This is a genomic window from Parvibaculum sp. (genome assembly GCF_049671045.1).
Taxonomy (GTDB): domain Bacteria; phylum Pseudomonadota; class Alphaproteobacteria; order Parvibaculales; family Parvibaculaceae; genus Parvibaculum.
The window spans coordinates 70,287-82,351 of record NZ_JBATUH010000127.1; the positions used below are offsets into that span (position 1 = coordinate 70,287).

A 12,065-nucleotide genomic window follows, 5' to 3' on the forward strand; every position below is an offset into this window, starting at 1 on the left:
AGGGCGCAGCCGGACATGGTTGGGGGGTCCGGCAGGCTGACCCTAAGTCTTCCCGCATGAACGCAGGCTGAAGGCGCGAAGACCGTTGAGTTCGGCGACGGCCCGATAGTAAGGTTGGTTTACTAACTATCGGGAGGGGGACGGAATGGACAGCGCGGCGCGCCGCAGGCTCGGAACATGGGAGCTTTTCGCCTATGGGCAACTCGTCGTGCCCATGGCGGTTATCGGGCTGCCGCTTGCGATCTACATTCCGCCTTTCTATTCGGGAACGCTGGGGCTCAACCTCGCGGATATCGGCTTCATCCTCATGCTGGCTCGCCTCGGCGATGTCATCATCGACCCCTTTGTCGGCCGCTGGAGCGACCGCACGCACACGCGCTGGGGGCGGCGGCGGCCCTGGGTGGTGGGCGGCTCGCTGGTGATGATGGTCTCGGCCATCATGCTCTTCGTGCCGCAGGGCGGCGTGACGAACCTCTACCTCCTGTTCTGGATCTCGGCGATCTATCTCGGTTACACGCTGATCGAGATTCCCTATGGAGCCTGGGGCGCCGAGCTTTCCGACGACTATCACGAGCGCAACCGCATCACCGGCAGCCGTCAGATCTTCCTGCTGATCGGGCTTCTCGTCGCCATCACCGTGCCCATCGTGGCGAGCAAGGCGGGCGATGCGGGAGCATCGGCGAGCGCCGCGTCGCGTCCTGCCATGGCGGCGCTTGGCTGGCTCACAGCCGGCATGCTGCCGATCTGTCTTCTCGTGCTGTTGCGCTCCGTGCGCGAGCCCGCGGCGAGCCTCAGCACGCCGATCTCCTTCGTTGCGGGCATGCGGGTCGCCATGCGCAACGGGCCGCTGCGGATCGTCCTTGTCACGGTCATCCTTGGCTCGCTCGCAGGCTCCATCAATGCCGGCGTCGCCGTGCTTTTCTTCGAGCATGTCGCACGGCTTGGCGCGAACAGTTCCATCCTGATCTTCGCGCTCTTCGCGGCGGGCGTCGTCGGCTCGCCCTTCTGGGTCAATGTCGGCGGGCGCATCGGCAAGCACAAGGGAATAGGCGTGGCGGGCTTTGCGAGCCTCTTTGCCTTCGCCTTCGTGCCCGTCGTCATCTACTGGGTGGAGCCGACGCATCCGGAGGCGGTCTTTCCGGCGCTTCTCGTCATTACCATCATTCAGGGGCTGACGATCGGCGCGGCGCCCATTCTCGGCCAGTCGATCCTCGCCGATGTCGTCGATCTCGACACGCTGAAAAGCGGCGAGCAGCGCACCGCCTTCATGTTCGCCTTCCTCGCCATGGTGCGGAAGATTTTCGAGGCGGCGGGCGTCGGCATCGCGCTGCCCGTTCTCGCCTGGATCGGCTTTGATCCGCAATCGAGCAGCAATAGCGGCGTGGCGCTCTTCACGCTGACATCGCTCTATTGCCTCGTGCCGTTGTCGCTCTGGATCGTCTCGACGATCATCATCTGGAACTATCCGATCACGCATGAGCGGCAGGTGCGGCTCAGGGCGGCGCTCGACCGGCGCACGGCGCGGCGCGCCGCCATGAAGCCCGCGGACTAGGCGAGGCCGAAGGCTTCGGCGAGAAGCTCGTAGGAGCGCACGCGATCCTTGTGATCGTAGGTGATCGTCAGGATGACGAAATCGTCGACGCCATATTCCTCGCCCATGCGAAGGAGGCGGCCGCGCACCTGTTCGGGCGTGCCAGTGATGCCGCGCCGCTCGACGGCGCGGAGCATGACCTTCTCTTCCTCCGTATAGGGATAGGCGAGCGCGTCCTCGACGGACGGGAAGGCGCCCGCGCGATTTTGCAGGAGATGCAGCACCCAGAGATTGCGCGAGGCGGAAATCCTGCGCGCTTCTTCTTCCGTTTCGGCGACCGTCACCGAAACGCCGATCGCGCCGCGCGGCGACGAGAGATGGCGCGACGGCCTGAAGTGCCGCCGGTAAAGATCGAGCGGGGCCGTGCCCGCATCCTGATTGATGAAGTGGGCGAAGCAATAGGACATGCCGAATTGCGCGGCGTGAACGGCGCCGTCGCCGCCCGAGCCGAGCATCCAGAGTTCGGGCATTCCGGGTCCGCGCGGCGTCGCGTGGATGCCCGTATAGGGATGGCCGTCCGGAAAGCCGCCGGCCTCGCCCGAAAGCCCCGTCGAATCCTCGAGGAACTGGATGAGGAGTTCCACCTGCTGCGGAAAGACCTCGATGCCATAGGCCTGCGGCCCCGGCTGGAGCGCGCGCACCGTCCTCTGGTCGGCGCCCGGCGCGCGGCCGACGCCGAGATCGATGCGGCCGGGATGGAGCGTTTCCAGCAGTCTGAAAAGTTCGGCCACCTTGAGCGAGCTGTAATGCGGCAGCATCACGCCCGCCGAGCCGACGCGGATGCGGCTCGTCCGCGCGGCGACGGCCGCGATCATCAGTTCGGGCGCGGAGCCGGCAAAGGAGTTCGTGTTGTGGTGCTCGGCGAGCCAGTAGCGGCTATAGCCGAGCCGCTCGGCATGGGCAGCGAGATCGAGCGTATTGGCGACCGCCTCCGCCGTGCTTCCGCCCCGCCTGATCGGCGACTGGTCGAGAATGCTCAGTGTCACCATGCGCCGAAACTCCCTTGAGCCGCCCTCAGGGCCTGCGCTTCACGCGCTTCACGATGCCGCTGAAGTTGAGGAGGATGCGTTCGCCTTCCTCCTCGCGGGAATAGACCTGCCCGCGCAGAAAGACCATGCTTCCCGTATTCTGTACCACCTCGCCGCGCGCCTCGACGATGGTGCCCGCGCGGCCCGCCGCCGTAAACTCTGCATTGAAGGAAACCGTGACCGACGGCCCCTCGAGAACGTCGCTGCCGATCGCGAACAGCGAGAAATCCGCGAATGTCATCAGCGCGCCGCCATGAAGGAACCCGCCGCCATTGCAATGCGTCGGCGTCGCCTCGAAGGCGCAGATGACTTCGCCCGTTTCCGTTCTCTTGAAGAAGAACGGACCCGCGTGATCCTCGAACGGATCGGTGCCATCCCAGCTCTGATAGCCCGTAAGTCTTTCGCCCGGAATCTTACCCATTACATCCGCCTGTCTCGTGAATTGATTTGCCGGGCTTGTAGCAGGAATTGGCGGCATTCCGAAACTTTCGATCGGCCTCGAGGCGCGCCCGCCGCGTGGCGCTGCAGCAGTCTCGATGGTTAAGCGGTTCGCAACGAGTTTTGTTCATCATGCAACATTGTTGCATTGGGTCGAGCGTGAGAATATGGGCGGAAACCTTCAACTGATCGCGAGCGCTGGCGCGGACAAGGGCGGGTTTCGCCGGCTCAGGGATCTGCGCGAACCGGTCCCGACCGCCATGCTCGACTACTGGACGAAGAAGCGCGGCGACCGGCTCATGCCGCGGCCGGACGAAATGGATCCGGTCGAATTTCCCGCCCTGCTGCCCAACATCATCGTTCTTCAGGTCGCCTATGATCCGATCGAAATCACCTATCGACTGATGGGCGAGGAGACCATTCAGGCGAATGGCGGCAATTTTCGCGGCCGGACGGTTCGCTCGCTGGATGAGGTCAGGCCCTTTTTCGGATCGATGCTCTTCGAGTTCTACAAATGGGTCGCACTTGCCCGCCGGCCGGTCGGCGCGGGCGGAAGCATGGAATTCGCCGGGCGCGGACTCATGAATTTCGAGGCCGTCTATCTGCCGCTCTCGACGGATGGCGAGCGGACCGACCGCATTTTCGGCGCCACCGCCTATGCGCCGATTTCCGCCCTGGAGCGGCTTCGCACGGAAATATCCACGATCTGAGGCAACCGGCCGCTCCTGGGGCTTTGCCTCGCGGCCTCCCTCCGGCTAAATTCCGCTCCGTCCCGATATTTCACGAAAAGACGGAGCTGACATGGCCCTCGATGCCGAAACTCGCGAGCAGTTGATCTCTTCCGTGCGGCGTTTTGTCGATGAGCGGCTGCGGCCGATCGAGGACAAGGTTTCCGAAAACGACGCCGTGCCCGACGATGTCATCGAGGAGATGAAGGAAATCGGCCTTTTCGGCATTTCCGTTCCGGTCGAATATGGCGGCCTCGGCCTCAGCATGGAGGAGGAATGCCTCCTCATGTTCGAAATGGGTCGTACATCGCCTGCATTCCGCTCCGTGTTCGGCACCAATGTCGGCATCGGCAGCCAGGGCATCGTCATGCATGGCCGCGACGACCAGAAGGCCCATTGGTTGCCGAAGATCGCCAGCGGCGAGGTCATCATCAGCTTCGCGTTGACGGAGCCCGAGGCGGGCTCCGACGCCGCGTCGCTTCGCACCACCGCGATCCGCGACGGCGACCACTACATCGTCAACGGCACCAAGCGCTACATCACCAATGCGAACAAGGCGCATGCCTTCACGCTCATGGCGCGCACCGATCCGAAGACGCCGGGCGCCAAGGGCGTTTCGGCCTTTGTCGTGCCGCGCGACATTCCGGGCATCACCATCGGCAAGCCCGAGAAGAAGATGGGCCAGCAGGGCGCGCATATCTGCGACGTGATCTTCGACAATGCGCGCATCCCGGCCGACTGCCTTCTCGGTGACAAGGAGGGCAGGGGCTTCGTCACCGCCATGCAGGTTCTGGAGCGCGGGCGGCTTCACATTTCCGCCGTCTGTGTCGGCGTTGCGGACAGGCTCGTCGAGGATTCGACCCGCTACGCGGCCGAGCGCAAGCAGTTCGGCGCGCCCATCGGCAATCTCCAGCTCGTTCAGGCGATGCTCGCGGATTCGAAGATGGAAGCCTATGCCGGCCGCTGCATGGTACTCGACGCCGCGCGCCGCCGCGACGCGGGCGAGGATGTGGCGACAGAAAGCTCCTGCGCCAAGCTCTTCTGCTCGGAAGCCGTGGGCCGCATCGCCGATCGCGCGGTGCAGATTCATGGCGGCGCGGGCTATGTCGCCGATTATGGAATCGAGCGCTTTTATCGCGATGTACGCATCTTCCGCATCTATGAGGGCACGAGCCAGGTGCAGCAGGTCATCATCGCCCGGAACATGCTGAAGGATGTCGGATAAGCGACCATCTCATTCGCGCGTTACGCCGCTCGAGCGGCTGGTTGCGGATATCCGCGCCTGCCGCATCTGCGTCGATGAGCCAAAGGGCAGGCCGCTGCCACACGAGCCGCGGCCCGTCCTGCAGGTCTCGTCCGCCGCACGGATCTGCCTTGCCGGACAGGCGCCGGGAACGCGGGTGCATGCGTCCGGCCGCCCCTTCACCGACCCGAGCGGCGACCGCCTGCGCGAATGGATGGGCGTCACGCCGGAAGAATTCTACGACCCCGAGAAGATCGCGATCCTGCCCATGGGCTTCTGCTTTCCGGGGCAGGACGCGAAGGGCGGCGATCTTCCGCCGAGGCGGGAATGCGCGGCCCGCTGGCGCCAGCCGCTTTTTGCCGAACTGCCGCGGATCGAGCTGACGATCCTTGTCGGCCAATATGCGCAAGGCTGGCATCTGGGGCCCGCGCGCAAGGCGAGCCTCACCGAAACGGTCGCCTCATGGCGCGAATATGCGCCGCGTGCCATACCGCTGCCACATCCTTCATGGCGTAATAACGCATGGATCAAAAAGAACCCGTGGTTCGAGGATGAAGTGCTGCCTTATCTGCGCCGCGAGGTTCGCCGCTTGATGGGACCTGGAAAATGAGACGTCTGCTGCGCCTCGCGCTTGGCGCCGCTCTTGTCGCGATGGTCAACATCGGCTGCGCGCCGCGGCTGATGGCGACGGGCGATCCGGCGTTCGCGCCGAGGATCGAAGGCCGGAGCGTCGTCACTTCCGATGGCGCGCGGCTGCCACTGCGCGTCTGGCAGGCGGCGGCGCCGCGTGCCGTCATCATCGGCGTGCATGGCTTCAACGATTATTCCAACGCCTTCGACATGCCGGGGCAGTGGTTCGCCGATCATGGCGTCACGGTCTATGCTTTCGATCAGCGCGGCTTCGGCGAGGCGCCGGGGCGCGGGCTCTGGGCGGGCGATACGCGCATGGCGGATGATCTCGGCGCGGTGGTCGCGCTGGTGCGGGGCGAGCATCCCGGCCTGCCGGTCTATCTTCTTGGCGAGAGCATGGGCGGCGGCGTCGTCATGCGCGCCTTCTCGCTTCCCGATCGGCCGCGCGTCGATGGCGTCATCCTCGCCGCGCCCGCCGTCTGGGGCTGGCGCTCGATGAACTCCTTCTACGAGGTGGCGTTGTGGACGGGCGCGCATCTCGCGCCCGGCGCGACCGTCAGCGGGCGTGGCCTCGGCTTCCGCGCTTCCGACAATGTGGAGATGCTGCGCGCGCTCGGCCGCGATCCGCTCGTCATCAAGGAAACGCAGATCGGCACGATCTATGGCCTCGTCAATCTGATGGATGCGGCCGCCATCTCGGCGGGGCGGATCAATGTGCCCGTGCTTCTGCTCTATGGCGCGCATGACGAGATCGTGCCGCAGCCGCCGGTAGCAGAAGCCCTTGCCGAAATGCGAAGGGCGGGCGTCGATGTCGCGGCGGCCTGCTATCCGAACGGCTATCACATGCTGCTGCGCGATCTCGAGCGCAAGGCCGTGTGGAATGACATCGCCTCATGGCTCGCCGATCCGCGCGCGCCCCTGCCATCGGGCGCGCAGGATCTGACGCCCTGTCCGAGCATGTCGGCGGCGCGCTAGGACGCCGGTCGCCTCAGCTCGTGCGTGGCTCTGCCGCTATCTCTTCATCCGTAGGCGTATCATCCATGGTTGGTGCCGGTGGCGGTGCCGCCGGCGTTGTCGCTTCGGGTGTTTCGCCGAGGTCCATGTCGATGTTGAACTTCGTGGCGATCTCGCGCTCGATGTCGCGGATGAGATCGGGCACCGCGCCGAGATGCTGCTTCTCGGTACGGAGGATGGAGCGGAAGAGCCGCGCCTTGATGTCGTCGAGGTCGATGCCCGATGCGGCGATGGCCGCCGCGCCCGCGCTCGCCACGATGTCCACCAGCCGGTCGGCGGCGTGGAGCCTGCCCCAGAGATAGTCGTTCTCCCGCGCCCTGCGGCTGAAGAAAGCCGCGAAATGGCCGAGGTCGCGGCCCATCAGCGTCGCGCGCGCGCCGCCCTGGCGGATCGCCTTCGCGTCCTCAGGGCTGATGCGATCGACCTGCACCGTGTCCACATCGTCGAGATCGTTCCACTTGTTGAGGGGCAGGGTGAGCACATCGAAGAAGGCGAAGCCGACGAACGCCTGCAGCAGCTCGAAGCGCGCCTCGTAGGAAAGATAGATCCCGGATATGACCGCGAAGGTCTGGTCGATCACATGATCGGCGCCGACGAGATCGAGCTTCGGCCCGATGCACTCCACGAGCTTGCCGATATCGGCCGCGGTCGGCGCGCCGCTGGCGACGACTTCCTTGCAGAGCGTGATGATTTCGGGTGTGCCGATGCGCTGCGCCGGTCTGCCGCTCAGCAGTTCGAGGCATTCGTAGAGTGTTGTCTTGAACTCGTCGAGCGCGCTCGTATGGTCCGTCTTGTCGCCATATTCGCTATAGAGTTCGTTCAGCCTGCGGATGACGAAACGCATGCGCCGTACACGGTAGCTGAGGTCGAAGTCGCGCAGGAAGCGCACCCAGGACGTCGCCGCAAGGCTCGGCGCCGCCTCGCTGCCGTTTCCGGTCCAGCGCACGGGGAAAATCTCGTTCTCGCGCGCCCAGTCCTCGATGGCGCGGTTGAGGGCGAGCCGCTCGTCCGGCTGGAGCACCAGACCGCTCGCCTCCGCGATGAGTTCGGCAAGCCCGTCGAGAACCGAACGGACCTTCAACTGGATGTAGCCGTCATAGGCATAGCCCGCCTCGACGGCCGCGCGCGTGTTCGCTTCGTCGCGCCAGCGCGCAATGGTACGCGGGCCCGGCGCGATCTGCGGCATCTCGCCGAGGAGGTCGCGGATGCGCATGGCGACATGCGGGCGCGTCGCCGCGACGATCTGGCGATAGCGGCGGATGCGCTCGGAAAGGTGGTGGGCGGCCTCGAGTTCGTCGCGCACAGGCTGGTTGCGCGGAATGTCGGAGAGCGCGCCGCGTATGGTGTGAAAGAAGCCGGGCGGCATGCCGCCGCCTTCGAGGTGGCCGCCCTCGGGGTCGGGGTCGATATAGACGATGCGGCGGTCGACCTCGCGATAGGCCGGCCGCCCGCGTATGGAGGCGATGGCCTCGCCGAATGGCTTGTTGTTGAGGACGCTGCCGTCGATGAAGGATGTCTTGAGCGGATCGGCGCCCGCCCCGATCAGCGGCTTGAAGTTCCGCTCGATGAAATCGCCGCGCGCGGGCCAGTGTTCGTCGCGCGCCTCCAGCACGCGGTCGATCTCGCCGATTTCGGCCGGGGGAAACGCGCCCGGAAAGGCCGAAGTCGCACGCGCCGCGAAGACGAGGCCGGGAACATGCCCGTCGTCGAAATGCGTTTCGGTGCGGCCGCTCGGGTGCTGCCGGTAGGAAAATTTGAAGACGTGGCGGTGTTCGCGTTCCGTGATCGAGGGCGGGTCATGGAGCGGAATGTTCTGGCTGTAGCCGTAGAAGTCCGTCACCGACACGATGAGTTCGAGCTTCTGCCCGAGCGGCAGAAGCGATGCGCCGGGCCGCGCGTCCTTTTCCATGGCGGCGCAGGCATCGAGCAGCATGTTGGTCAGAATGTCGCCGGAGAAGGGTGGATTGAACCAGCGCGAGCGCGTGAAGATGAGCAGCTTCTGCCGCATCTCGGCATCGGGCGCGAACTGGGAGAGCCAGCGATTGTTGAGCGCCCAGAAGAGCGGTCGCATGAACGGCTTGCTCCATTTGCCGGCAAGGTGCTCCTCGTCCATCAGCGCCAGAATGTCGGCCTGTTCGAGCCACATCTTGCGATGCGAGTCGAGTGGCAGGTCATGCGCGAGCGCTCGGGCGAGGAGAACCCCGTTGATGCCGCCCGCCGAGGCGCCCGCGATCGTGTCCACGAAGACGATGAGATCGAGCGTCTGGCCCATGGCGCGCAGAAGCTCGAAGTAGATTTCCTCGGTGTCGCATTCGTGACAGATCGAGGTGTCGAGTTCCGCGAAGGAGGCCGTCTCGCGCCGGCGCGGATCGGGCTCGCCGTGATAGACGCGCGAGGCGCGCACGAGCTTCAGAATCTCTTTTGAGACGCCATGCATATAGACGGCGAGCGATACGCCGCCATAGCAAACGAGCGCGAGTCTAAGTTCCTTCTGTTTCATGCGTTCGGCTGGATTTCTCTAACGCGCCCCGATTCCCTCACAGCCCACTCTAAACGCCCTGGAATGATGGAACATTAATGATGATCGGCGCGAAACGCCGCGACATGACAATTGGGCGCAAAGATACAGAAAATCAATGGCTTAACGAATGATTCCAAATGATGAATCGAAGGGGGTGGCCGAACCTCATGCATTGCTTGAAGTTCCCTTCGCGTTGCGCGCAGCACCCGGCACAGGCCGCGGACACGAGCCTCCGCCGCTTGCCTGAACTGAAACCTGAAGAGGAGGGGAAATGGTGGGCGGTACTGGACTCGAACCAGTGACCCCTGCGATGTGAACACAGTGCTCTACCAACTGAGCTAACCGCCCGCGCGTCCCGGGGAGCATGGCTCCGGGCCGGAGCGTGTCTATAAGCCGTGGCCAATCGGGAAGTCAAGCGGCCCTCTCCGGCGGCGAGGCGAGGCAATAGCCCATGCGCACTATAGGAAGGCGAGATCGGCCCAAATAGGATTCGGCCCTTGTCAGGGGCGGAGGAGCGGGCGTGCGGGTCATCGTTGTCGGCGGCGGAATCGCCGGGCTCGGAGCCGCCTACCGGCTTCGCGAGGCGGGGCATCAGGTCGTTCTGGTGGAGAAGGACAAGGAGCCGGGCGGACGCTGCCGCTCGGTGCAGTGGAACGGCGTCTGGGCCGTGACCGGGGCGCTCGCCTTTCTCGGCGCCGAGACCAATCTGGTCGAGCAGGCGCGCAAGCTCGGCATATACGAGCCCGACGCCCTCTCGGACCTCACCGCCGCGCATAGCTGGAGCGTGCTGGTGAAGCGCGAGAAGGTGGTCGAGTTCGGTGAATTCAACCTCCTCAACGCCGCCAGAAACTCCTTCATCCCGCTGACGGAGAAGGCGCGGCTCCTTGTCGCGATCCCCGCGCTCGTGAAGCAGATAGTGGCGGGCGACCCGCGCGACATCACGAGCAGCGTCGAGTTCGACCATGTGAATGCCTGCGAATATTTCCGCCGCTATTCGCCCGCCTTCGTCGATTATTTTCTCGAGCCCTGCATGGGGCTTTTCTGCGGCTATGGCGAAGACGATTTCTCGCTCGCCTGGCTTCTGTGGGGAGCGTCGGGGCGGCTTGCCTGGGCGAACCATGTCTGGAGCTTCAAGGAGCGCGGCGCCGGCCGCATCACCTGGGAACTCGGGCAATTCTTCGCGCAGGACAGCGGCACCGACTATCGCCTCGGCCATCACGTCCATGCCGTCTATCACGATGCGGAGGCCGTCAGCATCGTCACCAAATGCGGCGACCGGCATGAAACGATTTCCGGCGATGCGCTCGTCATGGCGGTGCCCGGCACGCGCGTTTCCGCGATCATGCCCGAACTCGATGCGATGCGGCGGAGCTTCTTTCAGGGCATCGAATATTCGGGCCACCACATCGCCTATTTCCTGCTTGATCGGCCGAAGGGCTCCCTGCCGACGAGCTACGCGCTTCCGGCGGCTGACGGGTTCCGGCGGACGGGGAATTTCAGGTTCGTCGATCTTGGCAATGGCCGCACATTGGCCCATTCGCAATGGAAGGACTGGGGCTGCCGCCGGCACGCCGATGCGACGGATGACGAATTGCTCGACATCGCATGGGGCGATCTCGTCGACGTGCTGCCGGAACTTGCGGGCACCAGCGTCGCCGATCGTTTCATCTCCCGCCAGCACGAGGCGATCTGCAAGAGGCCGAAGGGCTATATCGGCCGCATCAAGGCGTTCCGCGATCTCGGGCGGCTCGATCGCGTGGCTTTTTGCGGCGACTATCTCACCAACAGCACGGTCGGCCAGTCGCATTGGTCGGGACTGGCGGCGGCCGAGGACCTGATGGCGCGCTACGGCTGATCGCCGGGCGAGGGCGCCGTCACCAGCGCGCAAAGCTCGGTGCGGTTGCGGACGCCGAGCTTGCCGAAGATGGCGCGCAGATGGTTCTTGACGGTCCAGGGGCTCGCGCCGATCAGGCGCGCGATCTCCTTGTTGGCGTGGCCCCTGGCGACATGCCGCACGACTTCCTGTTCCCGCGGCGTGAGCGCGCAGAGCGTGCGGCTCCGGTCACTGGCGGCGGCGCGGCGGCCCGCGCGTTCGCGCGCGACCTCATAGGCGATATCGAGCGCCGGTATGAGCGCATGGGCGAGCCGCCGCTCGGCAAGTGTGAAGTCGCCCGCCGCGCTGTCGCGCACTAGGCTCAGCAGACCGGCGATGTTTGCGCCGTCATGGATCCTCATCGTCATCACATGGCGCGCGCCGCTCGGCCGCAGCATGTCATGAAAATAGTCGCTGCGTTCGAGGCGGTGCGAGGAAACGAGATCGGAAAGGCAGACGACATCCTCGTCATGCGTCGCTGAGGCCGAGGTGAGCCAATGGCGGATGGGGTCCAGCCCCTGAAAGCGCTCGCAATAATGCGTCTTGCACCATGAAGGCCAGTTGATGAAATAGACGTCCTCCGGGCTGGCGCGCAGGGTGAGCGGCGCGCTGCGCCGCCGGTCGACAAAGACCGCCTTCGGAGCGCCGAAAACGCGGTCGAGCGATGCGGCGGCCGCATGGGCGAAATCGGCTGCACCCGATACCCAGCGGATCGGGTCGAGAACCGCGCCGAGAATATGGTCTTCGATCTTCATGCCTCGCCTCCCGAAATCGCTCTTCCGAAGCCTATCAGCATCCGCGCCACGCGAAGCGGCAAAAGGCCGGAGCTTGCCCCCGGGGGTACGGGCATTATGCTGGCGCTCATAAAAACAGCGCAATAAAGGGCAGGGAGAGGAACATGGCGAAGGGCGCGGGCCTGCGGGCCGCAACGACTTTGGCGCGGCTTGCCGCGAGAGGCGCCATGCGCGCGCTTCGCCCGGCGCCGGGGGGCCCCGAGGG

Annotated in this window: 10 protein-coding genes and 1 tRNA gene; 6 read left to right on the forward strand and 5 right to left on the reverse strand. The window is 65.1% G+C overall.

All coding sequences use genetic code 11. The features are described from left to right. Positions 1-145 precede the first annotated feature (145 nt). Positions 146-1,552, forward strand: a complete 1,407-nt coding sequence (locus tag WBG82_RS15270) for an MFS transporter (protein ID WP_424425674.1) — start codon at positions 146-148, stop codon at positions 1,550-1,552. On the opposite strand, the gene WBG82_RS15275 is transcribed toward WBG82_RS15270, so the two are convergent. Both WBG82_RS15275 and WBG82_RS15280 read right to left on the reverse strand, forming a co-directional pair. Continuing rightward, a complete protein-coding gene (locus WBG82_RS15275; protein WP_424425676.1) occupies positions 1,549-2,580 on the reverse strand; it encodes an LLM class flavin-dependent oxidoreductase in 1,032 nt (343 codons plus the stop codon). The two genes, WBG82_RS15270 and WBG82_RS15275, sit on opposite strands and share 4 nt — an antisense overlap. A 25-nt stretch (positions 2,581-2,605) precedes the next feature. Then, the gene (locus tag WBG82_RS15280) at positions 2,606-3,040 is read right to left on the reverse strand and encodes a PaaI family thioesterase (protein ID WP_424425678.1); all 435 of its coding nucleotides are present in this window, start codon (positions 3,038-3,040) and stop codon (positions 2,606-2,608) included. Between the two features lie 184 nt (positions 3,041-3,224). On the opposite strand from WBG82_RS15280, the gene WBG82_RS15285 reads away from it, so the two are divergent. The 4 genes from WBG82_RS15285 to WBG82_RS15300 all read left to right on the forward strand — a co-directional run bounded on the left by WBG82_RS15285 (position 3,225) and on the right by WBG82_RS15300 (position 6,633). Beyond that, entirely contained in the window at positions 3,225-3,767 is a 543-nt protein-coding gene (locus tag WBG82_RS15285) for a PAS domain-containing protein (RefSeq protein ID WP_424425680.1), read from the forward strand. 91 nt (positions 3,768-3,858) lie between these two features. Further along, a complete protein-coding gene (locus tag WBG82_RS15290) occupies positions 3,859-5,010 on the forward strand; it encodes an acyl-CoA dehydrogenase family protein (protein ID WP_424425682.1) in 1,152 nt (383 codons plus the stop codon). Continuing rightward, positions 5,000-5,638, forward strand: a complete 639-nt coding sequence (locus WBG82_RS15295) for a uracil-DNA glycosylase family protein (RefSeq protein ID WP_424425684.1) — start codon at positions 5,000-5,002, stop codon at positions 5,636-5,638. The genes WBG82_RS15290 and WBG82_RS15295 overlap by 11 nt, the downstream gene beginning before the upstream one ends. Further along, a complete protein-coding gene (locus WBG82_RS15300; RefSeq protein ID WP_424425686.1) occupies positions 5,635-6,633 on the forward strand; it encodes a lysophospholipase in 999 nt (332 codons plus the stop codon). The genes WBG82_RS15295 and WBG82_RS15300 overlap by 4 nt, the downstream gene beginning before the upstream one ends. Positions 6,634-6,646: 13 nt before the next feature. Here WBG82_RS15300 and WBG82_RS15305 read toward each other — a convergent pair whose 3' ends face one another. After that, a complete protein-coding gene (locus tag WBG82_RS15305; protein WP_424425688.1) occupies positions 6,647-9,172 on the reverse strand; it encodes a patatin-like protein in 2,526 nt (841 codons plus the stop codon). 293 nt (positions 9,173-9,465) lie between these two features. Then, a tRNA-Val gene (locus tag WBG82_RS15310) sits at positions 9,466-9,541 on the reverse strand. A 172-nt stretch (positions 9,542-9,713) separates the two neighbouring features. On the opposite strand from WBG82_RS15310, the gene WBG82_RS15315 reads away from it, so the two are divergent. Next, positions 9,714-11,048, forward strand: a complete 1,335-nt coding sequence (locus WBG82_RS15315) for an FAD-dependent oxidoreductase (RefSeq protein WP_424425689.1) — start codon at positions 9,714-9,716, stop codon at positions 11,046-11,048. Here the strand turns inward: WBG82_RS15315 and WBG82_RS15320 are convergent. Then, positions 11,039-11,821: a response regulator transcription factor gene (locus WBG82_RS15320; RefSeq protein WP_424425691.1), complete on the reverse strand. Its 783-nt coding sequence runs from the start codon at positions 11,819-11,821 to the stop codon at positions 11,039-11,041. The two genes, WBG82_RS15315 and WBG82_RS15320, sit on opposite strands and share 10 nt — an antisense overlap. Between the last annotated feature and the right edge of the window lie 244 nt (positions 11,822-12,065).